Origin of the sequence: Terrabacter sp. Soil811 (assembly GCF_001429655.1) — a bacterium.
Taxonomy (GTDB): domain Bacteria; phylum Actinomycetota; class Actinomycetes; order Actinomycetales; family Dermatophilaceae; genus Terrabacter.
Window position 1 is genome coordinate 1,136,492 of record NZ_LMSX01000001.1, and the last position, 26,843, is coordinate 1,163,334.

Annotated in this window: 27 protein-coding genes and 1 riboswitch; of the genes, 11 read left to right on the top strand and 16 right to left on the bottom strand. The window is 73.6% G+C overall.

The genetic code is table 11. From position 1 onward, the window contains the following. Positions 1-37: 37 nt before the first annotated feature. Complete coding sequence (locus ASH01_RS05290; RefSeq protein WP_056772190.1) at positions 38-520, bottom strand: AAA family ATPase; 483 nt, start codon at positions 518-520, stop codon at positions 38-40. A 56-nt stretch (positions 521-576) separates the two neighbouring features. Here ASH01_RS05290 and ASH01_RS05295 point away from each other — a divergent pair, with 56 nt between their 5' ends. The 6 genes from ASH01_RS05295 to ASH01_RS05325 all read left to right on the top strand — a co-directional run bounded on the left by ASH01_RS05295 (position 577) and on the right by ASH01_RS05325 (position 6,777). Beyond that, complete coding sequence (locus ASH01_RS05295) at positions 577-1,557, top strand: L-lactate dehydrogenase (RefSeq protein ID WP_056772192.1); 981 nt, start codon at positions 577-579, stop codon at positions 1,555-1,557. Between the two features lie 7 nt (positions 1,558-1,564). Next, entirely contained in the window at positions 1,565-2,623 is a 1,059-nt protein-coding gene (locus ASH01_RS05300; protein ID WP_162263862.1) for a glycerophosphodiester phosphodiesterase family protein, read from the top strand. A 34-nt stretch (positions 2,624-2,657) separates the two neighbouring features. Continuing rightward, entirely contained in the window at positions 2,658-3,368 is a 711-nt protein-coding gene (locus tag ASH01_RS05305; RefSeq protein WP_056772195.1) for a TetR/AcrR family transcriptional regulator, read from the top strand. A 30-nt stretch (positions 3,369-3,398) separates the two neighbouring features. Continuing rightward, positions 3,399-4,223 (top strand): thioesterase family protein, encoded by an 825-nt coding sequence (locus ASH01_RS05310; protein ID WP_056772197.1) that lies wholly within the window; start codon positions 3,399-3,401, stop codon positions 4,221-4,223. Positions 4,224-4,407: 184 nt separating this feature from the next. After that, positions 4,408-5,784: a L,D-transpeptidase family protein gene (locus tag ASH01_RS22385; RefSeq protein WP_156415437.1), complete on the top strand. Its 1,377-nt coding sequence runs from the start codon at positions 4,408-4,410 to the stop codon at positions 5,782-5,784. Positions 5,785-5,853: 69 nt separating this feature from the next. Next, positions 5,854-6,777 (top strand): helix-turn-helix transcriptional regulator, encoded by a 924-nt coding sequence (locus ASH01_RS05325; protein ID WP_056772203.1) that lies wholly within the window; start codon positions 5,854-5,856, stop codon positions 6,775-6,777. 32 nt (positions 6,778-6,809) lie between these two features. On the opposite strand, the gene ASH01_RS05330 is transcribed toward ASH01_RS05325, so the two are convergent. Then, positions 6,810-7,274, bottom strand: a complete 465-nt coding sequence (locus ASH01_RS05330) for an OsmC family protein (protein ID WP_200958952.1) — start codon at positions 7,272-7,274, stop codon at positions 6,810-6,812. 49 nt (positions 7,275-7,323) lie between these two features. Continuing rightward, a complete protein-coding gene (locus ASH01_RS05335; protein ID WP_235508517.1) occupies positions 7,324-8,337 on the bottom strand; it encodes an LLM class flavin-dependent oxidoreductase in 1,014 nt (337 codons plus the stop codon). Positions 8,338-8,497: 160 nt separating this feature from the next. Between ASH01_RS05335 and ASH01_RS05340 the strand changes: the two genes are divergently transcribed. Continuing rightward, positions 8,498-10,027, top strand: coding sequence for a hypothetical protein (locus ASH01_RS05340; protein WP_056772206.1), 1,530 nt, complete (start codon positions 8,498-8,500; stop codon positions 10,025-10,027). 51 nt (positions 10,028-10,078) lie between these two features. Here ASH01_RS05340 and ASH01_RS05345 read toward each other — a convergent pair whose 3' ends face one another. Beyond that, positions 10,079-10,528: a DUF732 domain-containing protein gene (locus ASH01_RS05345; protein ID WP_056772209.1), complete on the bottom strand. Its 450-nt coding sequence runs from the start codon at positions 10,526-10,528 to the stop codon at positions 10,079-10,081. Between the two features lie 15 nt (positions 10,529-10,543). On the opposite strand from ASH01_RS05345, the gene ASH01_RS05350 reads away from it, so the two are divergent. Continuing rightward, the gene (locus ASH01_RS05350; protein ID WP_056772212.1) at positions 10,544-10,825 is read left to right on the top strand and encodes a hypothetical protein; all 282 of its coding nucleotides are present in this window, start codon (positions 10,544-10,546) and stop codon (positions 10,823-10,825) included. 10 nt (positions 10,826-10,835) lie between these two features. On the opposite strand, the gene ASH01_RS05355 is transcribed toward ASH01_RS05350, so the two are convergent. From ASH01_RS05355 to ASH01_RS05385, 7 genes are all read right to left on the bottom strand, one after another. Continuing rightward, the gene (locus ASH01_RS05355) at positions 10,836-12,050 is read right to left on the bottom strand and encodes a pyridoxal phosphate-dependent aminotransferase (RefSeq protein ID WP_056772762.1); all 1,215 of its coding nucleotides are present in this window, start codon (positions 12,048-12,050) and stop codon (positions 10,836-10,838) included. A 186-nt stretch (positions 12,051-12,236) separates the two neighbouring features. Then, the gene (locus ASH01_RS05360; RefSeq protein ID WP_056772214.1) at positions 12,237-12,770 is read right to left on the bottom strand and encodes a hypothetical protein; all 534 of its coding nucleotides are present in this window, start codon (positions 12,768-12,770) and stop codon (positions 12,237-12,239) included. Between the two features lie 75 nt (positions 12,771-12,845). Then, positions 12,846-14,402: a polyprenol phosphomannose-dependent alpha 1,6 mannosyltransferase MptB gene (mptB, locus tag ASH01_RS05365; RefSeq protein ID WP_056772216.1), complete on the bottom strand. Its 1,557-nt coding sequence runs from the start codon at positions 14,400-14,402 to the stop codon at positions 12,846-12,848. Continuing rightward, a complete protein-coding gene (locus ASH01_RS05370) occupies positions 14,395-14,991 on the bottom strand; it encodes a histidine phosphatase family protein (protein ID WP_056772219.1) in 597 nt (198 codons plus the stop codon). Before ASH01_RS05370 ends, mptB begins: the two co-directional genes overlap by 8 nt. A gap of 1 nt (position 14,992) precedes the next feature. Continuing rightward, the gene (locus tag ASH01_RS05375) at positions 14,993-15,523 is read right to left on the bottom strand and encodes a hypothetical protein (RefSeq protein ID WP_056772220.1); all 531 of its coding nucleotides are present in this window, start codon (positions 15,521-15,523) and stop codon (positions 14,993-14,995) included. A gap of 60 nt (positions 15,524-15,583) precedes the next feature. Continuing rightward, positions 15,584-17,914, bottom strand: a complete 2,331-nt coding sequence (locus tag ASH01_RS05380) for an ATP-binding cassette domain-containing protein (RefSeq protein ID WP_056772223.1) — start codon at positions 17,912-17,914, stop codon at positions 15,584-15,586. Positions 17,915-17,936: 22 nt separating this feature from the next. Continuing rightward, positions 17,937-18,551, bottom strand: a complete 615-nt coding sequence (locus ASH01_RS05385; RefSeq protein WP_056772225.1) for an ECF transporter S component — start codon at positions 18,549-18,551, stop codon at positions 17,937-17,939. An 89-nt stretch (positions 18,552-18,640) separates the two neighbouring features. Continuing rightward, positions 18,641-18,757, bottom strand: a riboswitch (TPP riboswitch). Positions 18,758-18,820: 63 nt separating this feature from the next. On the opposite strand from ASH01_RS05385, the gene ASH01_RS05390 reads away from it, so the two are divergent. Further along, a complete protein-coding gene (locus ASH01_RS05390; protein ID WP_056772229.1) occupies positions 18,821-19,288 on the top strand; it encodes a DUF4235 domain-containing protein in 468 nt (155 codons plus the stop codon). A gap of 17 nt (positions 19,289-19,305) precedes the next feature. On the opposite strand, the gene ASH01_RS05395 is transcribed toward ASH01_RS05390, so the two are convergent. Together ASH01_RS05395 and ASH01_RS05400 are read right to left on the bottom strand one after the other, a co-directional pair. After that, a complete protein-coding gene (locus ASH01_RS05395) occupies positions 19,306-19,983 on the bottom strand; it encodes a response regulator transcription factor (RefSeq protein WP_056772231.1) in 678 nt (225 codons plus the stop codon). Beyond that, on the bottom strand, positions 19,980-21,164 hold the full coding sequence (locus tag ASH01_RS05400) for a sensor histidine kinase (protein ID WP_056772233.1): 1,185 nt from the start codon (positions 21,162-21,164) through the stop codon (positions 19,980-19,982). Before ASH01_RS05400 ends, ASH01_RS05395 begins: the two co-directional genes overlap by 4 nt. A 167-nt stretch (positions 21,165-21,331) precedes the next feature. Between ASH01_RS05400 and ASH01_RS05405 the strand changes: the two genes are divergently transcribed. Next, complete coding sequence (locus ASH01_RS05405; RefSeq protein WP_056772235.1) at positions 21,332-22,744, top strand: MBL fold metallo-hydrolase RNA specificity domain-containing protein; 1,413 nt, start codon at positions 21,332-21,334, stop codon at positions 22,742-22,744. 91 nt (positions 22,745-22,835) lie between these two features. Then, complete coding sequence (locus ASH01_RS05410) at positions 22,836-23,045, top strand: DUF1918 domain-containing protein (protein ID WP_056772237.1); 210 nt, start codon at positions 22,836-22,838, stop codon at positions 23,043-23,045. Here ASH01_RS05410 and hutI read toward each other — a convergent pair. Genes hutI through ASH01_RS05425 form a run of 3 tightly spaced genes read right to left on the bottom strand, consistent with a single transcriptional unit; the run spans position 23,042 to position 26,843 of the window. Further along, positions 23,042-24,238 (bottom strand): imidazolonepropionase, encoded by a 1,197-nt coding sequence (gene hutI / locus ASH01_RS05415; protein ID WP_056772239.1) that lies wholly within the window; start codon positions 24,236-24,238, stop codon positions 23,042-23,044. The two genes, ASH01_RS05410 and hutI, sit on opposite strands and share 4 nt — an antisense overlap. Beyond that, a complete protein-coding gene (locus ASH01_RS05420) occupies positions 24,235-25,581 on the bottom strand; it encodes a formimidoylglutamate deiminase (RefSeq protein WP_056772242.1) in 1,347 nt (448 codons plus the stop codon). The genes hutI and ASH01_RS05420 overlap by 4 nt, the downstream gene beginning before the upstream one ends. Further along, positions 25,578-26,843, bottom strand: a complete 1,266-nt coding sequence (locus ASH01_RS05425; protein WP_082619437.1) for an allantoate amidohydrolase — start codon at positions 26,841-26,843, stop codon at positions 25,578-25,580. The genes ASH01_RS05420 and ASH01_RS05425 overlap by 4 nt, the downstream gene beginning before the upstream one ends.

Consider the following 26,843-nt stretch of genomic DNA (forward strand, 5'->3'; position numbering starts at 1 on the left):
TCGTCACACGCCGGGACCCGCCGACCCTCGACACGCGTCAGGAGCCCGGAGGGGCGTCGTAGCGGGACCGCTCCTCCTCGGACGGGGCGTGCCACCACGGCAGGTAGGCGTCGAGCTGCGCGCGCGTGATGGGCACGGAGCCGGGGGAACCGTCGCGGTTGCGACGCTCGATCCGCGCCCAGAGCTCCTCGACGGGCAGGTCGAGCACGTGCAGCTCGACCCCGACGCCGAGTGCCCGGGCCGCTTCGCGCTTCTCCTCACGCTCGGCCTCGGCCCAGAGCCCGTACTCGAGCACGACGCTCACGCCGAGGCGCAGGAGCCGTCGGGTGTCGTCCCAGAGCCGGTGCTCGAGCAGGTCGCGGAAGGTGCCGTCGAGCGGGTCGATGCGCAGGTCGCGCAGCCACTCGTCGGGGCTCATCCGCACGGCGGGACGCTCGGTCTCGAGACGCCTCGCCAGCGTCGTCTTGCCCGCGCCGGGCAGCCCGACGACGAGGACGAGCCGCGGTCCCTCACCAGTCATGCCGTCAGGCTGACACACTCGCAGCGACGACGTGCACGAGCGACGGAGGACCGACGATGACCGTGGAGACACCGGCAGGCAGCACCCGCCGCCGCACGACGAAGCTCGGGATCGTCGGGGCCGGCGCCGTCGGCGCCACGCTGGCATATGCCGCGTTGATGCGTGGTGTCGCCCAGAACGTCGCGCTGTTCGACGTCAACAGCGCCAAGGTGCGCGCCGAGGCGCTCGACCTCAGCCACGGCATCCAGTTCGTCCCGATGGCTCACGTCGACGGCTCCGACGACGTCGAGGTGCTGGCCGACTCCGACGTCATCGTCTTCACGGCGGGGGCCAAGCAGAAGCCCGGGCAGTCCCGGCTCGACCTCGCCGAGTCGACGATCGGCATCATGCGGGCGATCCTGCCGCGGCTCGTCGAGGTCGCTCCCGACGCCGTGCACGTCATGGTGACCAACCCCGTCGACGTCGTGACGTATGCCGCGCTCCAGGTGTCCGGGCTGCCGGCCGAGCGGCTCTTCGGATCGGGCACGGTCCTCGACTCGTCGCGGCTGCGCTTCCTCCTCGCCGGGCACACGGGCGTCGCAGCCCAGAGCGTGCACGCGTACGTCATCGGCGAGCACGGCGACTCCGAGCTGCCGCTGTGGTCGTCCGCGACCATCGGCTCCGTGCCGCTCCTGCAGTGGCGCACGTCGGACGGACGCATCGCCCTCGACGAGGAGGCCCGCGACCGCATCGCGACCGACGTCGTGCAGTCGGCCTACCGCGTCATCGAGGGCAAGGGCGCGACGAACTACGCGATCGGCCTCGCCGCCACGCGCATCATCGAGGCGGTCCTCTACGACGAGCGCCGCATCCTGCCCGTCTCGTCGCTGCTCGACGACTACTACGGCATCAGCGACGTCTGCCTGTCGGTGCCGGCGATCGTCCACGCCGGCGGCGTCGGCGACCGGGTCGAGGTGCCGATGACCGACGATGAGCTGTCGGGCCTGCGGGTGTCCGCGGATGCCGTGCGTGCGACGGCCCGGCGCTTCGGTTTCTGACGACGTGGTGGACACGCGAGGAGTGCCGCGTCCGGGTGCCGTGACGGCGCTCGGCGGCGGGATCGTCCTTGCCCTCGCTCTCGGCGTGGCCGGCTGCGCGGGCGACGGAGGGGCTCCCGCGGACGCCCCGACCAGACTGGCCCGCACCTTCGACCTCCAGGCGCACCGCGGCGGCGCGGACCTGACCTCGGAGAACACCCTGGAGGCCTTCTCGCGCGCGCTCGACATCGGCGTCACGACCCTCGAGCTCGACGCGCAGGTCACCCGCGACGGTGCCGTCGTCGTCGCCCACGACAACCGGGTCAACCCCGACACGTGCCGCGACACGTCGCGGGCGGCCCCGTCCGACGACCTCTTTCCTTACTCCGGCAAGCCCTTCCGGCTCCTGACGCTCGCGCAGGTGCGCACGCTCGACTGCGGCTACCAACCGACCCCCGAACACCCGGACCAGCGCGCCGTGTCCGGCGCGACGGTGCCCGAGCTCCGCGAGGTCGTCGACCTGCTGCGCGAGCGCGGCGCCGACGACGTCGGGCTCAACGTCGAGATCAAGGTGCAGGCGGACGACCTCGGGCTCACCGTGCCGCGTGCCGCGTACGCGGCGAAGGTGTGGGCCGTGCTCGACGAGGGCGGCGTCGCGGGCCGGGCGACGATCCAGTCGTTCGACTGGGCGAGCCTGACCGCGGTCCACCGCATCGCGCCCCGAGCCCGGCTCGTCGCCCTCGTCTCCCCCGAGCGGCTCGAGCGGGGCCAGGAGGGCGCGTCCCCGTGGCTGGGCGGCATCGACGTCGACGACGTGGGCGGCGACGTCGTGCGCGCCGCCTCCCGCATCGCCGGTGTCGTCGCCCTGTCGCCGCGGGAGGACCTCCCCGTCGATGCCGCGCTCGTCCGTTCGGCGCACGCCGCGGGGCTCGCCGTCGTGCCGTGGACCGTCGACGACGAGGACGACATGGGTCGTCTCGTCGACCTCGGCGTCGACGGTCTCATCACCAACCGCCCCGACCTGCTCCGCACCGTGCTGACCCAGCGCGGCCTCGCGACACCCCCGTCCCATCCCGCAGCCGGGTGAGGCCCGCCGGGACCCCCCGGAGCATGATGGGGCTGTGAGCACGTCCGCCGCCTTCGACGCCGACCCGGCACCCGGCACGGCACCCGACCCGTCGGGCACCCCGCCGGCGCGGGCGACGTACCACCACGGTGACCTGCGCCGGGCCCTGCTCGAGGCGGGCACCGACCTCGCCCGCGAGGGCGGGCCCGACAAGGTCGTCCTGCGCGAGGCGACGCGCCGTGTCGGGGTCTCGGCCAATGCGGCATACCGCCACTTCGCCGACCGTGACGCGCTGCTGGGCGAGGTCGTCTCCCGCGCCCAGGCACGTGCCGCCGACGTCATCGGCGCCACGATGGACGCCGTGCCCGACGACCTCGAGACGGGCCAGCGGGCGCGTGCCCGCTTCCGGGCCGTCGGCGTCGGCTACCTGCGCTTCGCGATGGACGAGCCGGGCCTGTTCCGCGCGGCGTTCGCCGTTCCGGTCGACCTCAGCCGGGCCGCCTCCCCGGACGCGGCCGGCACGGGCGGGCGCACCCCCTTCCAGCTGCTCGCCGACTCCCTCGACGCCATGGTCGACGCCGGCGTCATGTCCGACGACGAGCGTCCCGGTGCCGAACTGCTCGCGTGGTCCGCCGTGCACGGCATGGCGATGCTCGCCCTCGAAGGCCCGCTGCGCGACCTGCCGCCCGGCGCCGTCGACGAGCTCGCGCCGCGCCTCGTCCGCATGGTCGACCTCGGGCTCGGCCTCTCCGACGGCGCGGTCTGAGCGGCACCCACCGACACCTAGGGTGGGCGGGTGACCAGCGAGACCCGCGACAGCACCGGCTTCGAGCTCGACCGCGACACCCCGGCCTTCTACCGTCGGCTCGACCGCGGCCGCTACGCCCCGACCGTGCACGTGCAGGGCGCCTGGCGCGACGACGAGCAGCACATGGCTCCCGTCAGCGGCATCCTCGCCCACGAGATCGACCTCCACGAGCCACGCGAGGGGATGCAGCTGGCGCGCATCTCCTTCGACATCCTCGGCATGATCCCGGCGCGACCGAGCCGGGTCGAGGTGCGCACGACGCGCCCCGGTCGCACCATCGAGCTCGTCGAGGCGACGTTGCTCGTCGACGACCGCCCCGTCGTGCGCGCCCACGCGTGGAGGCTCGCCGCCCACGACTCCGAGCCCGTGGCCGGCGTGGAGCTCGAGCCGATCCCCCGACCCGACGAGATGCGCCCCTGGGAGGGGGCCGACACCTGGGAGGGCGGCTACATCGAGGGGCTCGAGTTCCGGGTCGACGCCGAGCGTCGCCCGGGCCGGACCCGGGCCTGGATCCGCGCGCTCAATCCCCTCGTCGACGGCGAGACCTGCTCTCCCACAGCCGATCTCGTGCGCCTCGCCGACACCGCCAACGGCATCGCCGTGCGCGTCTCGCCGCGGGAGTGGATGTTCCCCAACGTCGACCTCAGCGTGCACCTCTTCCGCGAGCCGGTCCGCGGATGGGTCGGTTTCGACACCCGGGTGACGATGGGCCCGACAGGTCTCGGGCTGACCTCGACGACGTTGCACGACGAGCGCGGCCCCGTCGGTCGCGCCGAGCAGATCCTCACGGTCCGCCGCCTCCCGGGAGCCTGACCCCCTCCCCTTCCGACCGGTCGCCGGACCGCGACAACCTTTCGGCACGCCGACGCGTCCGGGGAGGTGTCGGCACGCCGCGCCAAAGCCCGGTTCGCCTGCCACAATGAAGGGCGCGATCGCGCCGACTCACACCCGCCGTCGCGCGGTCAGGACACCAGGGGACACCATGAGGACCATCCGCATGGACAGGAATCGCACCGTGGGCAGCGTCGCTGCCACGCTCGCGGTCATCGCACTCGCCGTGACGGCTCCGGCCGCCCGCGCCGACGACCTGACCGGCACGCCGACACCGCCCGGCACCTCGACGTCCACGGGCTCGACGGGCTCGACCGGCGGAAGCACCGTCGCCGACGCCACGACGACCACGACCTCCAGCAGCACGACGACGACCACGACGACGCCGTCCACCACGACGTCGACCACGACGACGTCGAGCCCCACGACGACGACCCCGCCGCCGCCCGCACCGAGCCCCGTCGTCATTGCGGCCGGCAGCTCCGGCTGGAAGGTCAAGGACCTCCAGGTGCGCCTGCGCCTCGTCAAGGCGTCGTACTGGACGTATGCCGTCTCCGGCTACTACGGCTGGACGCTCGGCCAGAAGGTCCTCGCCTTCCAGACCGACCAGTCCCTCCCTCGCACCGGCGTCGTCGACCAGCGCACCTGGAGCCGACTCCTCGCCCTCACGGCGACCGCGACCCGTCTCAAGGAGGGCTCGTCCGGCTACGCCGTCAAGGACCTCCAGTCGCGCCTGCGTGCCGTCAAGGCGTCCTACTGGTCCTACGCCGTGTCCGGCTACTACGGCTGGACCCTCGGCCAGAAGGTGCTCACCTTCCAGCGCGACCAGAACCTCCCCCAGTCCGGGGTGCTCGACCAGCGCACGTGGAGCCGGCTCGTCTCGATGTCGACGTCCCCGGTCGTGCTCGGCCGCACGGCGGCCGCCGCCAACGTCCGCGAGCTCCAGCGACGCCTCGGCGCCAAGGGCCTCTGGCCGTATGCGTTCTCCGGCACCTACGGCTGGACGCTCGGCCAGAAGGTGCTCGCCTTCCAGCGCGCCTACGACGTGCCGCAGTCGGGTGTCGTCGACAGCCGAACGTGGGCGCGCCTGCGGGCCCTGACCTACACCCCCGGCACCTTCGACCAGCACCGCTACTACGCGGGCCTGCGCCCGCTCGTGCCGACGCTCTCCTCGCTCGACAAGCGCTGCCGCACCGGCAGGGTCATGTGCGTCGACAAGTCGACCCGCACCCTGACGTGGGTCGTGAACGGCAAGCCGCTCACGGCCATGTGGGCCCGCTTCGGCCGCCCCGGCAAGGAGACGCGCGAGGGCACCTTCAGCGTCTCCCGGAAGTACGAGTACGTCATCTCCAACCTCTACTTCACGCCGATGCCCTACTCGATGTTCTTCTCCGGCGGCCAGGCCGTGCACTACTCGTCGAACTTCGCGCGGCTCGGCTACGCCAGCGCGAGCCACGGCTGCGTCAACATCGCCGACCACGCGCAGGTCAAGGCGCTCTTCTTCGCGGTGCGCATCGGTGACAAGGTCGTCGTCTACCCCTGAGCGGGCGTCCTTGCCGACAGAGCAAACCCGATCAAGTACGCGTGGGGCCGGGTCGCGCAGGATCGTGACGTGACCGGCTCCCGTGACACCTTCAGCGCCTGGCTGGACGTGCTCGTCGACACCCTCGACGAGCCCGACCTGACCGGCGAGCAGATCGCGGGCCGGCTGCACCTGTCACGGTTCCACCTCGACCGCATCGTCAGCGCGGGCGCAGGCGAGGCGCCGAGCTCCCTGCGCCGCAGGGTGCTGCTCGAGCGTTCGGCCTACCGCCTCGCGGCGAGCCGCCTCTCCGTCCTCGACGTCGCGGTCGAGGCGGGCTACGGCTCGCACGAGGCGTTCACCCGGGCGTTCCGTCGCGCCTACGGCACGACGCCGAGCGCGTGGCGCGGACGTCCGGGGACGATCCGTCTCGAGGCGGCCAACGACATCCACTTCCACCCGCCCGGCGGCATACGCCTCCCGGCCCAGCGAAAGGTCACTGCCATGGACCTCGTGCAGAGGATGGTCGAGCACCACATCTGGCTGACCGGCCAGCTCATCGAGTGCGCCGGCCAGCTCACCGACGAACAGCTCGACGAGCCGATCGTCATCAACGTCGACGACGATCCCGACCCGTCGACCCTGCGGCGCATCATCAGCCGGCTCGTCGGCCAGATGGCGATGTGGAACGCGACGATGGCGAGCCGCGACTACGACTTCTCCGTCGAGGAGCACGAGTCGCTGACGTCGGCGCGCCGCCGTCTCGCCGACGCCGCACCCGTCTTCCTCGGCCACGTGCGCGACGCGATCGAGGAGGGTCGGCTCGACGACGTCTTCGTCGACGCGTCGTGCGACCCGCCCTACGTCTGCTCCTACGGCGCGATGGTCGCGCACGTCCTGACGTTCGCGGCGCACCGGCGCACCCTCGCGGTGCGCGCGCTCGACAAGCACGGGGTCAGCCGGCTCGGGTGGGGCGACCCCATCGAGTGGCTCGACGCCGCCCACCACGCCTGACGGCATACGCCCTCGGGGACGGCGGGTCTCGGTCACTCGACGGTGGTCGTGACCTGCTGCCCGAGCTCGACGGTGCGGCTCACGGTGCACCACTCGTCGTGCGAGCGCTTGACGAGCTTGGGCAGCATCTCGCGCGCCGCGTCGCCGCCGTCACCCTCGGGGAAACGCACCCGGAAGCGCACCTCGATGTCCTGGAGGTGGTTGCCGTGCTCGTCCTTGACCTTGTCGGCCGTCACCTCGATCTCGAACTGCTCGGGCTCGGCGCGGCGCGTCGTCACGGTGTCGACGTCGACCGCGGTGCAGCCGGCGATGCCGGCGAGGAGCAGCTCGACCGGCGAGAGCTCCTCGGTGCCGGAGCTCAACGTGATCGAGCCTCCGCGGTCGTTGCGGGCCGTGTAGCGGCCGACGCTGTCGCGGGTCAGGGTGACGCGGCGCAGGTCCTTCGGGTCTCTCGCGGTCGTGCTCTCGGTCGTGCTCTCGGTCGTGCTCTCGGTCATGGTGCAAGCCTCTCAGAGGTGGGGGGTGGCGGCTCGTCGCGTCCGTCGCTCAGAGCCAGGCGTCCGCGAGCAGCTCGTAGGAGCGCAGACGTGCCTCGTGGTCGTGGGCGCCGCACGTGACGATGACTTCGTCGACGCCCGTGGCCTCGACGAAGCCGGCGAGACCGTCGCGCACCTCGTCGGGCGTGCCGACGAGCGAGACCCGGGTCATCTCGCTCACGGCCTGGCGCTCGGCCGGAGACCACTGCGCCATGAGGCTCGCGATGTCGCCCTCCGGCTCGGGCAGCCCGGCCCGTCGGCCGGTGACGATGCCGTGGAAGCGCTGGAGGACGCTCGTGAAGAGCCGCTCGGCCTCGGCCGTCGTGTCGGCCACCATGACGTTGACGCCGGCCATCGAGCGGGGGGCGTCGAGGCCGCCGGGCTCGGTCGACGGGGTGAAGCGGGAGCGGTAGACCTCGAGCGCGCTCATCAGCGCGGCCGGCGCGAAGTGCGAGGCGAAGGAGTAGGGCAGGCCGAGGGCGGCGGCCACCTGGGCGCCGCCGTGGCTCGACCCGAGGATCCAGATCGGCACGTGGGTGCCTTCACCGGGGATGGCGCGGACCTTGGCGTCGGGGTCCGGGTCGCCGAGGTAGCCGATGAGCTCCTCGACCTCGCCGGCGAAGTTCATCGCGGCGGCCTCGTTGCGGCGCAGGGCGCGGGTCGTGAAGGGGTCGGTGCCCGGGGCGCGGCCGAGCCCGAGGTCGATGCGGCCCGGGTGGATCGTGGCGAGCGTGCCGAACTGCTCGGCGACGACGTACGGCGCGTGGTTCGGCAGCATGATGCCGCCGGCGCCGACGCGGATGGTCTCGGTCTGGTCGGCGACGTGGCCGATGAGCACGGCCGTCGAGCTCGACGCGACCCCGCGCATGTTGTGGTGCTCGGCCATCCAGTAGCGCTGGTAGCCCCACTTCTCGGCGTGCCTCGCGATGTCGACCGTCGAGGCGATGGCCTCACCGGCCGTGCCACCGTCGAGGACGGGGACGAGATCGAGGATGTTCAGCTGGGCTCTCGGGGCAGGACTCACGTGGGTGCCAACGGGCCGGCCGGGCCGCCGTATTCCGGGACGCGCGGTCCGGGCCGGCCCCTGCGAGCGTCTGCGAGGCGGGCACCGGATGCGGTGGAGGCACTCTTTGGGTACCTATGGATCACCGACACCGACGGCAGGTTCGTGTCGTCCCGACCCCGTGAGCGCCACCACCATGTCGACCGAGACCATCGCCCCCGCCTCCGAAGGCCGAGGTGTGCGCCTGCCGGGCGCTACGCCGCGGCTCGGCGTGCGCCTGCGCGTCGTCGCCGTCATCGCCGCCGCGTTCCTCGTGACCGAGGGGGTCGCTCAGGCGGTCACTCCCTTCATCCGCCAGGACGACTGGGCGTTCCTGCTGCCCGAGGGCTCTCCGGGGGCGGTCCCCCCGTCGTACTACAACGTCAGCGAGGGGCGCTGGCTCAACTCCGGCTGGTGGTGGCTGGTCGGTCAGCACGGCACCGTCACGACCGCCGCCCTGACGTATGCCGCCGCCTACGCGCTGCTCGTGGCGGGCATCTGGCGGCTGCTCCACCGGGCCGGGGTGCGCCCGCGACCCGCCGTCGACGCTCTCCTCGGCGTGGCGCTCTTCGCCTCACCGGTCTGGGTCCAGCTGCTCTACTGGCCCGGGGCGCTGACGCCCTCGGCCCTCGTGGCCGCCGGGACGGTCTGGCTCCTGCCCCGAGCCGCTCGCTCGGGGCGGTGGCTCGCGGTCTGGCTCGTCCTGAGCGGCATCGCCGCCGTGCTCACCTATCCGCCGATCGCCCTCGTGCTGCTCGTCCTCGCCGTCGTGTCGCTCCGTGACGCCCCGTGGCGCAAGGTGCTTCTCGTCGTCGTCGGCTGGGCCGCCGGGTTCGCCGCTGGTGTCGCGGTGGCCTACGCGCTCAACTGGGTCGTCAACGGGCACTTCGGCATCGAGGTCGCCGCCTGGCGTCAGGCCAACCCGTTGACCTCGCTCGACGCCCTCGGCGTCAACGCCGGTCGGTGGCTGTCGGCCACGGGCTCGCTCTGGGCCGCGCAGTGGTGGGTCGCACTCGTCGCCGTCGTCGCCGTCGCCCTCGGCTGGAGGGACCCGCTCGTCCGCCCCCGGCTGCAGCGTCTCCTCCTCGCTCTCGCCGTCGCGTGCGGCGTCGACGCCGCGCAGACCCTCGCGACCGGCCTCGTCACCGAGGCCCGCGGTCAGCTGTGGACGTGGTTCGCGGCGGTGCTGGCCGTCGCGCTGCTCCTCGTCGACCGGGGTGCGGGCTCCAGGGCGCACGTCGGACCAGTGCCCACCAGGCAGCCCGGGATACCGCCCACCGCACGCGTCGCGACGGCGCTGCTCGCGGTGCTCGCCGGGTGCGGGGTCCTGACGTGGCGCGCCGACATCGGCAGGCACCAGGACACGCGCCGGCAGTATGCCGCGATGGCCGAGGCCGCGACGGCGCACCCGACCGGGACCGCCCCGCCGACCGTCGTCGTCTACCAGGACCCCGCGCTCAAGGACACCCGCTCGGGCCGGCTCATGGCGAGCACCCTGTTCATGGCCGTCCGTCTCGAGCAGGACGGCCGCGTGCCACGCTGGTGCATCGGCATCGAGTGCCGGGAGATCGCGGCGCGGTCGACGGCGGGGCCGGTCGTCGACCTGGGTCGGGCCGGGAGCCTGCCCGGCATCGTCGGCATCGTCGTGCCGGCACCGCCCGGCTGGATCTGACGATCCGGGGCCGACCTGAGCCCGACCCGAGGACGGCCTCGCGGCGTGCCCTCAGGGCAGCTTCAGCTGGGAGACCTGGTCGTCGTAGTCGGGGCAGAACGCCTGCACGCCGGCGGCCATCAGCTGCTTCGCGCGCAGCGCGTCCCCGGTGTTGCCGAGCGGCTTGTCGCCGTCGTCGACCGCGATCTGGGCCAGCTCGACGCCGCCGTTCTTCAGGGCCCAGCACGTCGTCGTCCCGGTCTCGATGTCGTCGTCGACGGTGGCGCCCGTCACCGACGCCCCGAGCTTCTGCGCGGCGAGGACGAACTGCGCCTCCTCAGCCGAGATGCTCGGCCGAGCGTCTGCGATCCCCGCCGGCAGGTCGCCGAGGGTCGGGTCCGACCCGCCACAGGCGGCGAGGGACAGGACGACCACGAGGCCGGCCCCGGCAGCGAGCGTCCCGCGCAGTGCCGAGCGGACGGCATACGGCCGCGGAGCGTGCGCCGGTGTCTTCGTGTTCATCGTTACCCTGAACGCGTGAGCGAGCCCGATCGTCCCCGCGGCGCCGCGTCCGCGCGGCTGGCCGCCGAGGCGCCGATCGCCCGGGGTGCGGTCGTCGCGTCGCTGTCGGCCGTCGTGTTCGGGTTCGTCTTCCTGCCGCAGCTGCTCGGTCTGGCGCTCGCCGGGATCAGCCTCGTGCGCCGCGAGCCGGGCGGACGCCGACCCGCGCTGCTGGCCGCCGGCATCAGCCTGCTGCTCACCGTCGTGTGGGGCGTCGTGCTCGCCCTGCTCCTCAAGTGGTGGGCCACCTCCCGCTGACCCGACCCGCCTACTGGGAGTACGTCGAGAGGAACTTCTCGAGGCGTCCGACGGCGTCCTCGAGGTCCTCGACGCGCGGTAGGAAGACGAGCCGGAAGTGGTCGGGCGTCGCCCAGTTGAAGCCGGTGCCGTGCACGATGAGCATCTTCTGGTCGCGCAGCAGGTCGAGGGCGAAGCGCTCGTCGTCGCGGATGTCGTGGATTTTGGGGTCGAGCCGCGGGAAGAGGTAGAGCGCCCCCTCGGGCTTGGTCACCGACACGCCCGGGATCTCGTTGAGCATCTCCCAGGCGACGTTGCGCTGCTCGAGCAGGCGGCCGCCGGGCAGGATCAGCTCGTTGATCGACTGGTAGCCGCCGAGCGCCACCTGGATCGCGTGCTGCGCCGGGACGTTGGCGCACAGGCGCATGTTGGCGAGGATGTCGAGGCCCTCGAGGTAGTTGCGCGCGTGCTCCTTGGGCCCGGTGATCGCGAGCCACCCCGAGCGGAAGCCGGCGACGCGGTAGGCCTTGGACAGGCCGTTGAAGGTGAGGCACAGCAGGTCGGGCGCGAGGGCCGCGATCGAGGTGTGCGTCGCGCCGTCGTAGAGGATCTTGTCGTAGATCTCGTCGGCCATGATGATCAGCTCGTGCTCGCGCGCCACCTGGGCGATGGCGTCGAGCACCTCGCGCGGGTAGACGGCGCCGGTCGGGTTGTTCGGGTTGATGACGACGATGGCGCGCGTGCGGTCGGTGATCTTGCTGCGGATGTCGTCGAGGTCGGGCGCCCAGCCGGCCTGCTCGTCGCAGACGTAGTGGACGGCGTTGCCGCCGGCGAGGCTCGCGGCCGCGGTCCACAGCGGGTAGTCGGGGGCCGGGATCAGCACCTCGTCGCCGTTGTCGAGCAGGCCCTGCATCGCCATGACGATGAGCTCGCTGACGCCGTTGCCGAGGTAGATGTCCTCGACGCCGACCGGCGGGAAGTCGCGGACCTCGTAGTGCTGCTTGACGGCGCGCCGGGCCGAGAGGATGCCCTTGCTGTCGCTGTAGCCCTGCGCCGTCGGCAGCTCCTGGATCACGTCGACGAGGATGTCCTCGGGCGCCTCGAAGCCGAACGGAGCCGGGTTGCCGATGTTGAGCTTGAGGATGCGGTGCCCCTCGTCCTCGAGCCGCTTGGCCTCGGCCAGCACGGGACCACGGATCTCGTAACAGACGTTCTGCAGCTTCTTGCTCTGGGTCACCGCGCGCATGTGGACCAGCGTCCCACCGCCGTGTGCCGTCGGCCGCGTCATTCCCACCATGTGACCCGTGCGGTGGATCACGCATCGGTCACGGTCCGTCGTGGGACGCGTGTGACGACGCGGCCACTCGAGTGTGACTGGGCGCTCACTCGAGTGGGGCGGGGCGCTCACTCGGGTGGGGCGGCGGTCAGGCGGTCAGCGCAGGAGGCAGCCGAAGCCACCGGCCGGGCTCGTCGCCGTGAGCGACTCGACGAGCGAGGACTCGGTCGCCGCGACCACGTCGATGCTCAGCGTGTGCCACGACGCCGTGCGCGTCAGGTGGGCGAAGGCCGGCGGGGCGGCCGGCCGGACGGTCCAGCCGGACTGCTCGAGGTAGCCGACGAGCTCGGCGGCCTGCGGCCCGGTCGAGGGCGGGTAGGTGCGGGTGATGCGCCCGTCGACGCCCTCGCGGCACGGCGGGAGCTCGCTGTGCCCGAGCGGGACGATGGAGCGGTCGAGCACGTCGACCTCGCGCGCGAGCGACTCGTAGGCGGCAACGTCGTCGGCGTGGACGCGGCTCGACCAGGCCCAGCCACCGAAGGCGACCAGGCCGACGAGGAGCACGCCGAGGACGATGGCCGCCGGGCCCGGACGCCGTCGCCTCCGTGCGACCCGCGCGCGCTCAGCGCCGTCGGAGGCGCCGTCAGGGGCGCCGATGGGGGCCTCGTCGACGAAGCCGGAGTCACTCACCGGGACAGTGTCCGGCACCGGGCCCCGTGCCGTCAGGGACCCCGGCAACTGTCGCCGATCCGTGACCCGGCGGCCTCAGCGTCGGACGAGGGGTCGGTCGAGGTCGAGCAGGTGGCGCCAGTCGGTGCGGCGGGCGGTGCGCAGGCCGCGGCGCAGCAGCAGCACGAGGACGACGAGCGCGACCGGGACGCCGACCGCCGTCGTCGTGAGGCCGAGGCTGTAGCCCTCGGGGAGCGTCGCGAAGCAGACGACGGAGGCGACGACAGCGAGGGGCCGTTCGAGCCGCTCCTGCCAGAGGGCCCCGAGCGACACCGCGAAGAACGGGAGCGCCCAGAGGTAGTACCACCCGAGGAAGACCGGGGCGAGCACGACGACGGCGAGCATGGCCCAGGCGATGCCGCGCACCGGCCGCAGGAGCGGCTCGGCCGCGGCATCCTCCGCCGCCAGGCCGCGGGTGTCCGCGGGCTTGAGCGCCGCGAGCCAGACGAGCGCGAGGAGCAGGGCCAGCACGACGAGTCCCACGGCCCGCGCCATCGCGATGCCCGGGTCGCGCCACTCGTCGTGGCCGAGCAGGTGCCCGACGGCACCGACGGCGATACCGATCGAGGTCGGCAGGGAGGTCCACTGCTCGTTCTTGCCCGGGGTCCCCGTCGGGTTGAGCCACGAGAACCCGAGCCCGGTCACGACGCCCCCGAGCGCCAGGGGGACACCCGAGCACAGCACCGTCAGGGCGCCCGCGCGCACGACGTCACCCCAGCGGGCGTATGCCGTGCCGTCCGTCCCCGGGGCCCGTACGGTCGCGACGTGGCGGGCCCAGAGGATGACGACGAACGGCAGCGCGATGACGGCAGTGACCTTGACCATGGCCCCGAGCGCGACGACGACGCAGGCGAGGACGAACCGCCCGCGCAGCGCGAGGGCGAGTCCGCCGAGCGCCGCGGCCACCATGAGGGCGTCGTTGTGGGCTCCTCCGACGAAGTGCGCGCCGACGAGCGGCACCGCGACGCCGAGCCAGAGCGCCCGGACCGGTGACCAGCCGATCCGGCGGGCGACGTCGGGCACGGCCCAGGCCATGATGACGACCCCGGCCACGGCGAGCAGGCGCAGCAGCAGGAGCGCGACCCACAGCTCACCCGAGACCGACGCGACGGCCCGGGCGAGGAGCAGCCAGACGGGTCCGTAGGGTGTCGGGCTGTCGAGCCACGTCGGCGCCGTCGAGGCGCGCCACGGCGAGTCGAGCTCGCGGACGACGTGGTCGTAGGGGCTGAGGCCCTGGTCCCAGAGCAGGCCCTGGGCGGCGTAGGAGTAGAGGTCGCGGCTGTAGAGCGGCATCGCGGCGACGAGCGGCGCGAACCACAGGGCGATCGTCACCCACCACCAGCGCACCGACACGTCGGCGTCACGGAGTCGCCACCAGGCGAGGACGAGCAGGCCCATCGCGAGGACCGCGACGGTGGCGAGCAGGGGTGAGCCACCCTTCGGCGTCCACCAGGCGACGCCCGGCCAGAGCACCCCGGTGTTGAGCCGCGGCAGGGCACCCGAGCCCCACGAGGCGACCGCGAGCACGACGCCGGCGACGGCACCGGCCCAGCGCCACCGGCCGGGGGCGAGGGCAGGCCGCGCCTCAGCCATGCGTGACCGGTTCGTCACCCCACGCGAGCAGGCGCCACCCGGCCTCGGGGTCACCCTCCATCGTCACGACGTGCGCGTTGTCGAGCCTGCGGCCGTCGAAGAAGTCGGCCGGCAGGCTGAGCGAGGCCGAGCACCACACGCGCATGGCGGCCCCGTGGCTCACGGCGAGGGCGGACTCGTGGCCGTCGGCGGCGATGCGGGCGATCGCCGCGTCGTAGCGCTCCATGAAGCCGGCACCGCTGTCGCCGCCGGGGATCGTGTGGTCGGGCTCGTCGCGCCAGCGGATGACCGCGTCGATGTAGGGCTGCCACTCGGTCGACATCTCGTAGTCGCCGGCCTGGATCTCGCGCAGCCCGGGCAGCACGACCATCTCGAGACCGAGCATCTCGGCGAGCGGCGCCGCGGTCTGCTGGGTGCGCACGAGGTCCGAGGTGTAGATCGCGCCGAGGTCCTCACCGCCGAGGCGGTCGGCGAGGGCCCGCGCCTGAGCCCGGCCCTCGTCGGTGAGGTCGAGGCCGGGGACGGCCGTGTCGAGCTGACGGGCGACGTTGGCGTGGGTCTGGCCGTGTCGCACGAGGTAGAGCCGCACGTCAGAGGCTCTTCACGGTGACGCCGCTCAGGCACTCGACGCCCTTGCTCGGCCCGGTGTGGAAGTCCTTGATGGAGACCGGCGCGGTCGCCCCGGCGGCGAGCGTGACGTCGACCTCCTTGCTGGCGACGTCGGAGCCGTCGGAGCTCTTGACGATGAAGACCGCCACGGTGAACGTGTGCTCCTGCGTGTCGGAGTTGGTGAGGGTGCCGGTGAAGCTCCACGACTCACCCGAGGGCGCACACGTCGCGCCCGTGAGGCTCGAGGCCGCGTCGAAGAGGCCACCGTCGCCGGGGTCGGTCGTGTCGACCGGGTCGGGCACGTCGTCGCTCGGGGTCTCGGCCGTGATGGTCGGCTGCACGGGGACGCTCACCGTCGGGGCCACGGAGTCGTCCGGCGACGACGGGGCGGGCTGGCCGCACCCCGCGAGCGCGAGCACCAGCGAGGCGGACAGGCCCAGCGCGACGGTCGGGACGGCATACGCCCGGGGTGTGCGGATGACCCGGGTGGCGGTGCGGGGTCGGCCTGGCATGGGCACGTGCGGCCCCTTCCTGTCGGCAGGTGTGCGCGGCCCATTGTGCCCCGCGAGTCGTCAGGGCAGCGTCAGCCGGGCCGCGACGGCCGCGGCGACCACGACCAGACCGGCGCCGACGGCCAGCGTGTCGGCCGGGCGCCACGGCGCTGGACCCGCCCACGTGCGGCGGCGGGCCTCGGCGAAGCCCCGGGCGTCCATCGCGAGCGCGAGCGTCGAGGCCTGCCCGAGCGCGCCGATGAGGAGTCCACCGGTGACGACGACCGCCTCGCGGCCACGGGCCAGGGCTCCGCGGTCGGCCCTGATGCCGCGCACCCGGCGGGTCGTCATGAGCTCGCCCCACAGGGTGTCGAAGGACTGGAGCCGCTGGAGCGCCGCCGTCGCGGCCACGACGGGCCGGGCCGGGAGACGGAGCCGCTGCGCGAGGTGGTCGCCGAGACCCTCCGGGTCGATGAAGCCGACGACGAACGCGGAGGGCACGAGCAGGCAGAGGACGCGCAGGGCAGCCGCCGCGGCGACCTCGACGTCCCGGCCGCCGAGGAGCCACGCCGACCAGGCGACCCCGACGACGGCGAGCGCGGCAGGGGCGAGGCGCGCGAGGACGCCTCGGAGGCGACCCTCGGGCGCGCGGCCCCGGCCCGGGGCGAGGAGGCCGACGAGGCCGAGGACGACCTCGACGGCGAGGACGGCGAGTCCCTGGCGCCACGTCTCGAGCAGCGCGGGCAGGGGCAGGACGCACAGGGCCGCCCCGAGCAGGGCCAGGGGCCCGACCCGGGAGAGCAGCGGGTGCCGCTCGGGCTCCGGGTCGGCGGGTGGCTGGGTGGGTGCGGCGAGCCGGACGACGCGGTCGGCGTCGTCGACGACCCCGGAGTCGTGGGTCGTGACGACGACGGCAGCGCCCTCGTCGCGGGCCGCGGCGAGCACGCCGGACACGGCGGCCCACGTGAGCCGGTCCTGCCCGACCGTCGGCTCGTCGGCGAGGAGGAGGGCCGGACCGTGCGCGACGGCGGACGCCATGGCCAGGCGACGCTGCTCACCGCCGGAGAGCTGGCGCGGGTCGGCCTGCGCGAGGTGTGCGAGCCCGAGCGCCGCGAGCAGGGCGTCGGCCCGCCGGCCGGCGGCCTCGGGCTCCTGCCCGAGCGCGAGCGGGGTGGTGAGCACGTCGTCGCGCACCGTGCGGCCGACGATCGAGGTCGCCGCGCGTTGCGGCACCCAGGCGACGACGCGTGCGAGGTCGAGCGAGGACCACTCGTGCGGGGGCGTGAGCCGGTCCCGCGCGGGGGCGCCGTCGCCGGTCTCGGCCGGGGTGAGCGGCAGCGCGAGGTCGACGGAGCCGCGCGACGGCTCGACGAGCCCGCCGAGGGCGGCCATGAGCGAGGACTTGCCGGCGCCGCTCGGGCCGACGAGGGCCAGGGACCGACCGGCCCGGGCCTCGAGGTCGGCGCCGTCGACGGCGAGCGTCGTGCGGGACCGCTCCCCCAGTCGCCGGCTCCGGTGCTCGACCCGGACGTCGGAGGCGGCTGCGACGACGCGGCCTTGGGGCACGCGCCCGGCTGCCGCGTGCGGCGCCGGCTCGAGGTCGAGCGGCAGCGGCTCGGGGTCCGGCACCCCGGGGACCCAGATGCCCTGTGCCGCCAGGGATTCACCGTGGGCGGCAAGGACCGCGTGTGGCTTGCCGTCGGCCACGACCGAGCCGGTCGCGTCGAGGACGACGAGCCGGTCGACGAGGTCGAGCCACCCGTCGAGACGGTGCTCGACGACGACGAGGGTGAGACCGCGCCGCTCGACGACGTCGGCCACGACGGCCCGTACGTCCGCAGCCGTGTCGGCGTCGAGCATGGCCGTCGGCTCGTCGAGCAGGAGCACCGAGGGCTCCATGACGAGCGCCCCGGCGAGCGCGAGCCGCTGGGACTCGCCCCCGCTCAGGGTCGACGGCGCGCTGTCGGGCGACATCGTCAGCCCGACCTCGCGCAGTGCCGCCGCGACGCGGGACGGCATCCCGTCCCGCGGCAGCACGACGTTCTCGAGGCCGAAGGCGACGTCACGACCGATGCTCGAGGCGACGGTGCCCGCACCCGGGTCCTGAAGGACGAGGCCCACCGATCCCGGAACCTCCTGTGGCGCATGGCCGCCCACGGTGACCGTGCCCGAGAGCTCGCCGGCGTCCGCGGTGAGCAGCAGCCCGGCGACACCCCGGAGCAGGGTCGACTTGCCCGACCCGCTCGGCCCGGCGAGCAGCACGCGCTCGCCGGGCTCGAGGGTGAGGTCGAGGCCGTCGAGGACCGGACGCGAGCGCCCGAAGGGTCTCCACGTCAGGTCCTCCACGCGCACGCCGACACCCGAGGTCACCGACGGCGACCGCGCGTCGAGGTGTTCGGTTTCTCGTGCCACCGGCGCCTCCGTCCCCGACGGGTCAGACGGCCCGCTGCTCCCGGACCTCCTGGCCCGGCGGGAACGGGTTGAGCGCACCCGCGGCCGCGAGCAGGCGCGTCAGGCCGACGGCGAGGAGCGAGCCGAGGACGGCGACGGACGCACCGAGCAGGAGCAGGTAGGAGAGCTTGTAGCCCCAGCCCCAGTCGGTCCAGTAGGAGTACCACTCGTAGACGGCCTCGAACGCGCCGCCGAGGAAGCCACCGAGCAGCAGCGGCGCCCAGCTGTAGACGGCATACGCGAAGACGGCGAAGCCGAGCTCGACACCGAGGCCCTGCACGAGGCCCGACACGAGCGTGGTCAGGCCCCACTGCGTGCCGATGAGGGCCGACACGACGGCCGCGAGGAGCTCGGTGAAGACGGCCGCGCCGGGGCGTCGGATGATGAGCATGCCGACGATGCCGGCGACGAGCCAGGGCCAGTTGAAGAGGGCACCGAGGGGCGGGAAGGCCGCCGACACGGCGTTCGACGGGACGGCGTAGACGAGCCCCCAGGCCCAGTACGCGACGCCGAAGGCGACGCCGAGGAAGGCGCAGGTGAGCAGGTCGATGGTGCGCCAGCGGGTCAGCGGACCGCTCGCGGTGATGGTCGTGGACATGGTGTGTCTCCCGGGTTCCAGTGGATACGTGTGGATACCTGGGGGAAGCCAGCCGGACGGCACGCGTCGATGACGTGTGCCGTGCGGTGGCCTGAGAAATACCGACTTCCTTCGCCGGTGCTAACCGGAGCAGGTTCGAGGGTCTGCGGCTCGGCCCTTCGGGCTGCCGCACTCTCAGCGCGTGACGCGCTCCCCTGTCGTGATGGGTGGGTGGTGCTCTTCAGTTGTCGGGGTGACTCTACTCCGCAGCACGTGGGTACAGTCACGGCATGGGATCCAAGGACTCGAAGAAGGCCACCAAGGCGCTCGGCAGGGCGAAGGCCAAGGCCGAGGACGCCGCCACACCCCGCACGCCGCTCGGCGGCCCGGTGTGGAAGATCCTCAGCGTCGGCTCGACGATCCTCGCCACGAAGATCGCGACGGACGCGACGCAGAAGGGCTGGAAGCTCGCGACCGGCCGCAACGTGCCCGTCAAGGGTGACTTCGAGCGCGAGCGCACCCGCGACGTCATCCTCTTCACGGCGCTCTCGTCGATGGCCGTGGCCACGGCCCGGGTCGCCGTCGAGCGCGGCGCCGCGAGCTACTACCGCCGATCGACCGGTCACCTGCCCAAGGCTCTCGAGGACGAGAAGGTGTCGCCCACCGACAAGAAGGCCTCGAAGAAGGTGGCCAAGGGCAAGGCCAAGGCCGAGCGCGCCACGAAGAAGGCCATCGACAAGGCCACCGGCAGCCGCTGAGCCCGAGGCGACGTCCCTCAGGCCTCGCCGACGCGGACGAGCCCCGTCTCGTACGCCAGCACGACCATCTGCACCCGGTCGCGCAGTCCCAGCTTGGCGAGGATGCGCCCGACGTGGGTCTTGACGGTCGCCTCCGCGACGAAGAACGTGGCGGCGATCTCGGTGTTGTTCAGGCCCTTGCCGACCGCCTCGAGCACCTCGCGCTCTCGCTCGGTCAGGACGTCGAGCCGCTCGAGGCCGGACGGCTGCGCCGGGCTCGCGAGCACCGGCAGGAAGCGGTCGAGCAGCCGCCGGGTCGGGCCCGGGGCGACGACGGCGTCGCCGGTGTGGACGGCCCGGATCGCCGAGAGCAGCTCCGACGGGCCGGCGTCCTTGAGCAGGAAGCCGGCCGCCCCCGCCCGCAGGGCCGCGTAGACGTACTCGTCGAGGTCGAAGGTCGTCAGGACGAGCACCTTGGGGGTGTCGCCGCGCTCGACGACCCGGCGCGTCGCCTCGATGCCGTCGAGCCGCGGCATCCGGATGTCCATGAGCACGACGTCGACGTCGCGGCCGGGCAGCGCGTCGAGCGCGGCCAGCCCGTCGGCGCACTCCGCGACGACGTCGATGTCGGGCTCGGCGTCGAGGACCATGCGGAAGCCGGCCCGCACGAGGGCCTGGTCGTCGACGATCATGACCCGGGTCGGCCGGTCGGTCATCGCTCCCCCTCCGTCGGCATCGTCGCGAGCACCTCGAAGCCGCCACCGGCACGGGGCCCGGCCGTCAGCGTGCCACCGTGCACGGCGACCCGCTCGCGCATGCCGGGCAATCCGTGGCCGCGCCCGTCGTCGACGCTGCGCGCACCGACCCCGTCGTCGCACACCGAGATCCGCAGCGCCTCGTCGGTCTGCTCGACGTCGACGACGGCGCCCGCGGCCGGACCGGCGTGCTTGATGACGTTGGTCAGCGCCTCCTGGACGACGCGGTATGCCGCCAGGTCGAGTCCCACGGGCCGGGCGCGCTCGGTGCCGCGGACCGTCAGCGTCACCGGGACCCCGGCCGCGCGCACGCCCGCGACGAGGTCGTCGAGCTGGGCGACCCCACCTGTCGGTGCCAGCTCGACGCCCGACTCCGGGTCGCGCAGCACGCCCACGAGACGGCGGGTCTCGGTGAGGGCGTCCCGGGCCGTCGACCCGATGGTCTCGAGCGCGCCCACCGACCGGGCGAGCGCGCCCTCGGGACTGCGCTCGGCGGCATACGCGGCGCCGTCGGCCTGCACGACGATGACCGAGAGCGCGTGCGCCACGACGTCGTGCATCTCGCGGGCGATGGCCGCGCGCTCCTGCTGGGCGGCCAGCCGGAGGGCCTGATCGCGCTCGCGCTCGACCCGCTCGGCGCGGTCCTGGAGGTCGGCGAGGCGCTGGAGGCGAGCGCGCTTGAGGTCGCCGAGCGCCCACGCCGCGAGGGAGGCCGCGGCGCACGCGACGAAGGTGAAGACGAACTCGCCGGGACCGGGCACGCGGCCGCTGACGGCGGTGAACCGTGCACCGGCGATGGCCGACCCGAGCGCCGCGACGCCGAGACCGGCGAGGCGCACGGCGCGACGACGGTCGTAGGCGGCGAGCGAGTAGAGCGCGACGAGGAAGGCGATGTCGCCGGGCAGCAGGCTGCTCGTCGGGACGACCCGGATCGCGAGCGCGATGCTGACGACCGCGAACGCCGTGGCCGGGTGGGAACGCCTCCAGATGAGGGCGAGGTCGGCGAGGCCCACGACCGCCCAGCCGATGCCCTGACCCTCGCCGAGCACGACGAGCCCGAGGAGCGCGAGGAAGACCGCGAGCGGGACGTCGAGGAGCAGCGGCCGGCGCTGCAGCCAGTCGTAGACGCTCCCCTCGCTCACGTCCCGAAGCCTACGAGGACGACGGGGTCGGGTCGTCAGACCGTGGTCGCAGATGCCGGCACCGACACGCGGGCACGGACGGCGCGGGTGTCTCCATCGTCACGCCCCGAACCCGGGTCGTCGGCTCCGGGCCGGGAGGACGATGGAGGTGGACCCGAGGAGGGGCCATGAGCAGTCACGGGAGACCCGAGCGGCACGGACCGGCGCCGGCACTGACGTTCCTCGGCGCGGCCGGGACCGTCACCGGCAGCAAGTTCCTCGTCGAGGGCGAGGGCGCGAGACTCATGGTCGACTGCGGCCTCTACCAGGGCGAGCGGCGCTGGCGGTCGCTCAACTGGGAGCCGCCTCCCGTCGACCCGGCCTCGGTCGACGCCGTGGCCCTGACCCACGCCCACCTCGACCACTGCGGCTACCTGCCGGCGCTCGTCCGGGGCGGCTTCGACGGGCCGGTGCACGCGACGTCCGGGACCGCGGCGCTCGCGGCCGTCATCCTGCGCGACAGCGCGCACCTGCAGGAGGAGGAGGCCGAGGGCGCCCGGCGGGGAGGCTGGTCGCGGCACGACCCGCCACTGCCGCTCTACACCGTCGGCGACGCCGACGTGGCCGTCGCGGCACTGCGCCCCGTCGGCGACGACGCAGCAGTCCGCGTGGGCGGCTCGAACGGGTCGACCGTGACCTTCGTGCCGGCCGGCCACATCCTCGGCAGCTCGAGCGTGCTCGTCGAGGTCGACGGGGCGAGCGTCCTCTTCTCCGGTGACCTCGGGCGGCCGGACCACCCGGTGCTGCTGCCCCGGGCCCGACCGCCGGCTGCCCGCACCGTCGTCGTCGAGTCGACGTACGGCGACCGCGCCCACCCCGAGGTCGACCCCGAGCACCACGTCATGGCCGACGCGATCCGGCGCACGATCAGGCGAGGCGGCAGCGTCGTCGTGCCGGCCTTCGCCGTCGACCGCACCGAGATCGTCCTGCTCGCGATCGCCGACCTCGTCGCGAGCGGCGCGATCCCCGACGTGCCGGTGTGGGTCGACAGCCCGATGGCCCTCGCGGCGCTCGAGATCTACCGCGACCCGACCCACGCAGCGGAGGTGCGGCCGGGCGCCCTCGACCGGCTGCGCCGCCTGTCCGGTCTGCGGACCGCGCACAGCGCGGAGGAGTCGATCCGGCTCAACACCCCGGGCACGCCCTGCATCATCGTGTCGGCCTCCGGCATGGCGACCGGCGGACGGGTCGTGCACCACCTGCGCCACCTGCTGCCCCAGGCGCGCAACACCGTGCTGCTCACCGGCTACCAGGCCATCGGCACCCGAGGCCGCGACCTGCAGGCGGGGGCCCGCGAGCTCAAGATGGCCGGGCGCTACGTGCCGGTCCGGGCCGAGGTCGTCACCCTCGACGACTTCTCGGTCCACGCGGACGCCGACGAGCTGCTCACCTGGATCGGCGAGATGCCGCACCCTCCGGAGAGCGTCCACGTCGTCCACGGGGAGCCCGCGGCCGCGCGGGCGCTGGCGGACGGCATACGCGAGCGGTTCGACTGTGCCGTCTCGGTGCCGCGCCTCGGCGAGCGGGTCCTGCTCGACTGAGGTCTCGTCGGTCACTCGGCCCGCGAAGTCCTTCCCGCCGGGGCGAAGAGGTGGTGTCCTTGGAGGACAGCCCAGCGCGAGGAGGTGTGCCATGGAGGCACGGGTCGGTGACCGCATCACGATGGCCGCGGAGCACGTCGGTCAGAGCACGCGCGAAGGGACCATCCTGGAGGTGAAGGGTGAGGGCGGCGGCCCGCCCTACGTCGTCGAGTGGTCCGACGGGCACACCGGGATCATCCATCCCGGACCCGGTTCGGTGCTGCGCTGCGAGCACCCCGCCGACGACGCCGCCGGCTCCTAGAGGTCGAGCGCTCGCACGATCGGCACCCCGGCCCGGTAGGCCAGGTGCAGGTGGCTCGGCGCGTCGATGACGGCCAGCTCGGCGGGCTGCCCCGGGGCGATCCGACGGTCGAGGCCGAGCGAGCGCGCCGAGACGGCCGTCGCGGCGTGCAGCGCCTCAGCGGGCGTCATCCCCATCTCACGCACGGCGAGGGCGATGGCGAAGGGGATCGACGACGAGTAGCACGTGCCGGGGTTGCAGTCGGAGGCGAGCGCCACGTCCACACCGGCGTCGATGAGGGCCCGCCCGTCGGGGTAGGGCGATCGCGTCGAGAACTCGACGCCCGGCAGCAGGGTCGCGACGGTCGTGCCCCGGGCGGCGGCGAGCGCCTCGACGTCGGCGTCGTCGAGGAACGTGCAGTGGTCGACGCTGCGCGCGCCGAGCTCGCAGGCCAGACGGACGCCCGGGCCGGGGCCGAGCTGGTTGCCGTGGACGCGAAGGGCGAGTCCGGCCGCGCGGCCCGCCTCGAGGATCGTGCGCGCCTCGTCGCCGTCGAAGGCGTGGGCCGAGTGCGGCTCGCAGAAGACGTCGATGCTCTCCGCGAGGCTCGTCGGCCCGTCCGCGGTGACCGCGTCGAGCATCGGGCCCGTGACGAGGTCGACGTAGGCCGCCCGGTCCGACGCGTACTCGGGCGGCACGACGTGCGCGCCGAGGAAGGTCGTGTGCGGGGTGACCTCACGGGCGATGCGGAGGCTGCGCAGCTCGTCGTCGAGGGTGAGGCCGTAGCCGCTCTTGATCTCGACGGTCGTCGTGCCCTGGGCGCGCATCTCGGCGACCCGGGCCGCGACGAGGGCTCGCAGCTCGTCGTCGCTCGCGGCCCGGGTGGCGGCGACCGAGACGGCGATGCCGCCACCGTCGTAGGGCGTGCCGGTCATGCGCGCCGCGAACTCCGCCGAGCGGTCACCGGCGAAGACGAGGTGCGTGTGCGAGTCGACGAAGCCGGGGATGACCGCGCGGCCGCCGAGGTCGCGGCGGGTGTCGGCGTCGGGGGCCTCGTGGGCCGGTCCGACCCACTCGACCAGGCCGTCGGGCGACACGACGAGGGCCGCGTCACGGACGACGCCGAGGAGGGCGTCTCCGCGGTCGGCGTGGCCGTCACCGCGGGCCGGGTCGTTCGTCGTCAGCTCCGCGATGCCCGTGAGGAGCAGGCTCACGCGTGCACCCCTCCGACGACCCCTCCCGCGACGCGGTCGATGGCGCCGACGAGCATCCGGCCGACGTCGCCCATCCGGTGGTGGCCGTCGCTGACGACGACGTCGCCCCCGACGACGACGGTCGACACGTCGGACGCGACGCATGCGTAGATGATCTGGTCCTGCGCGGCGCCCGCGGTGTTGACCGTGTCGGTGCGCACCGTGACGAAGTCGGCGAGCGCCCCCTTGCTCAGGTGGCCGCCGTCGGACCAGCCGAGGGAGCGGTAGCCGTTGAAGGAGGCCGCGAGGAGCAGGTCGTTGGCCGAGAAGCGGTCGCGCTCGTTCGTGACGAGCCGCTCGTGCATCTCGAGCCCCCGCAGCTCCTCGAACGGGTCGATGACGACGTGCTGGTCGGAGCCCAGCGAGAGCGGGCTGCCGGCGTCGTGGAGCGCCCGTGCCGGGCCGATGCCGTCGGCGAGGTCGCGCTCGGTCGTGGGGCAGAAGCACGCACCCGTGCCGGTGCCGCCGAGCAGGTCGATGTCGCGGTCCTCGAGGTGCGTGGCGTGCACGGCCGTCGAGTGGGCACCGAGGGCGCCGGCCTCGTCGAGCAGCTGGGTCGGGCTGGCGCCGTAGAACATCTGGCAGGCAAGGTTCTCGCCGTGTTGCTCCGACAGGTGCACGTGCAGCGGCAGGTCGCCGACCGCCTCGACGACGCGCGGGAGGTCCTCGCGGCGCACCGCACGGACCGAGTGGATCGCCGCACCGAGCCGCACGCGGTCGGTCTCGGGGCGTCGCTCGGACATCCGGGACGCCCAGGCCTCGACGGTGCCGTCGCTGAACCGGCGCTGGCCCGGGTGCAGCTCGACGTGGCCACCGCCGTTGAGGCCGCCCTCGAGGTAGCACGTGTCGAGCAGCGTGAGCCGGATGCCGGCCTCGTCGGCGGCCTGACGCACCGCGAGCCCCATGGCGTTCGGGTCGCGGTAGGGATGACCGCCCGGGCGGTGGTGGACGTAGTGGAACTCCCCCACGACCGTGATCCCGGCCTGCACCATCTCGGCGAACACGGCCCGCGCGAGCGCGAAGTAGGTGTCGGGGTTGAGCTGCTCCGCGGCGGCATACATCTGCTCGCGCCAGCTCCAGAAGTTGCCGCCACCGCCGTTGACCCGGCCCCGGAGGGCGCGGTGGAAGGCGTGGCTGTGCGCGTTGGCCATGCCGGGCAGCGTCACGCCGGCGAGGCGGACGTCGTCGGGCTCGGGGTCAGCGTCGACGAGGACCTCCTTGAAGAGGCCGTCCTGGGTCACGAGGCGGACCCGTCGCGCGAATCCTCCTGTGAGCCAAGCACTCTCGCACCAGAACGCAGTCATCGGGCGTCGCTCATCGACTCGGGGTCCTTCCCTGTGCACAGCTCGGTCACGACGGCTGTCAGGGCCGTGACCCCATGGTGACAGTCATCCGTGCTCGCGAGCTCGGCGGGTGAGTGTGAAACTCCTGTGGGGTTGCGGACGAAGAGCATCGCGCTCGGCACGCCGTGCGTCGCGAGGATGCCCGCGTCGTGGCCGGCGCCCGTCCCGAGCAGGGGCGCGTCGGGGAGGATCCCGCGCAGCCTGCCGACGAGTCCGGTGTCGAAGGTGGTCGTCGGCGTCCACGACTCGGGGGTCGTCGTGGCGCCCAGACGGCCGGCCTCCGACGACACGGCATCGACCGCCGCGTGCACGACGTGCTCGCTGCGGCCGCGGACGTCGAGCCAGGCCGTGACGTGGCTCGGGATCGCGTTGACGCCTCCCGGGACGACGTGGACCTTGCCCACCGTGGCGACGCAGCCGAGCCCGACGGCATACGACCGGGCTGCCTGGATGACCGTGGCGAGGCCGATCATCGCGTCCTGCCGATCGGCGATGCGCGTCGTGCCGGCGTGGTTGGCCTCGCCCGGGATGTCGACCCGCCAGCGGCCGTGCGGCCAGATGTCGGTGCCGATCGCGACGGCCCGGCCGGCGTCGTTGAGGTCCTCGCTGCCGTCGGGGGAGAGCGCGAGCGCCTTGCCCTGCTCGACGTGCAGCTCGACGAAGCGGCCGACGCGTCGCACGGTGTCGTCGTCGCGGCCGAGGGTCTCGGGGTCCCGGCCCGCGCCGCGCCAGGCCTCGGCCATCGACACGCCGTCGGCGTCGGTCAGCGAGCGGGCCCGGTCGGCGTCGAGGGCCCCGGTGATGATGCGGGAGCCCGCGCAGGCGATGCCGAAGCGGGCCCCCTCCTCGTCGACGAAGTTGACGACACCGAGCGGCACGTCGGGCTCGAAACCGGCGTCGCGCAGCGCGTCGACGGTCGCGAGCGCGCTGACGACGCCGAGCGGGCCGTCGAACGCGCCGCCGTCGGGCACCGAGTCGAGGTGCGAGCCGATGACGACGCCGGGCGTCGTGTCGGGGTCGCCCCACCAGCCCCACTGGTTGCCGGCCCGGTCCTCGACGAGGTCGAGGCCGCGGGCCGCGCACTCGGCGGCGAACCACTCCCGCAGGTCGTGGTCGGTCCGGGTCCACGCGTAGCGGCGGTAGCCACCCGAACCGGCGTCGCGACCGACGGGCTCGAGATCAGCCCACATCCGGTCGAAGCTCGTCGTCGTCACCTCGATCAC

Bases quoted from the DNA above. Each gene is read 5' to 3' on its own strand.
- ASH01_RS05410 (WP_056772237.1), top strand. From the start codon at position 22,836: ATGGAGGCACGGGTCGGTGACCGCATCACGATGGCCGCGGAGCACGTC.
- ASH01_RS05355 (WP_056772762.1), bottom strand. From the start codon at position 12,050: ATGCGCGCGGTGACCCAGAGCAAGAAGCTGCAGAACGTCTGTTACGAG.
- ASH01_RS05295 (WP_056772192.1), top strand. From the start codon at position 577: ATGACCGTGGAGACACCGGCAGGCAGCACCCGCCGCCGCACGACGAAG.
- mptB (WP_056772216.1), bottom strand. From the start codon at position 14,402: ATGGCTGAGGCGCGGCCTGCCCTCGCCCCCGGCCGGTGGCGCTGGGCC.
- ASH01_RS05405 (WP_056772235.1), top strand. From the start codon at position 21,332: ATGAGCAGTCACGGGAGACCCGAGCGGCACGGACCGGCGCCGGCACTG.
- ASH01_RS05390 (WP_056772229.1), top strand. From the start codon at position 18,821: ATGGGATCCAAGGACTCGAAGAAGGCCACCAAGGCGCTCGGCAGGGCG.
- ASH01_RS05290 (WP_056772190.1), bottom strand. From the start codon at position 520: ATGACTGGTGAGGGACCGCGGCTCGTCCTCGTCGTCGGGCTGCCCGGC.
- ASH01_RS05345 (WP_056772209.1), bottom strand. From the start codon at position 10,528: ATGAACACGAAGACACCGGCGCACGCTCCGCGGCCGTATGCCGTCCGC.
- ASH01_RS05420 (WP_056772242.1), bottom strand. From the start codon at position 25,581: ATGACTGCGTTCTGGTGCGAGAGTGCTTGGCTCACAGGAGGATTCGCG.
- ASH01_RS05395 (WP_056772231.1), bottom strand. From the start codon at position 19,983: ATGACCGACCGGCCGACCCGGGTCATGATCGTCGACGACCAGGCCCTC.
- ASH01_RS22385 (WP_156415437.1), top strand. From the start codon at position 4,408: ATGGACAGGAATCGCACCGTGGGCAGCGTCGCTGCCACGCTCGCGGTC.
- ASH01_RS05375 (WP_056772220.1), bottom strand. From the start codon at position 15,523: ATGCCAGGCCGACCCCGCACCGCCACCCGGGTCATCCGCACACCCCGG.
- ASH01_RS05385 (WP_056772225.1), bottom strand. From the start codon at position 18,551: ATGTCCACGACCATCACCGCGAGCGGTCCGCTGACCCGCTGGCGCACC.
- ASH01_RS05330 (WP_200958952.1), bottom strand. From the start codon at position 7,274: ATGACCGAGAGCACGACCGAGAGCACGACCGAGAGCACGACCGCGAGA.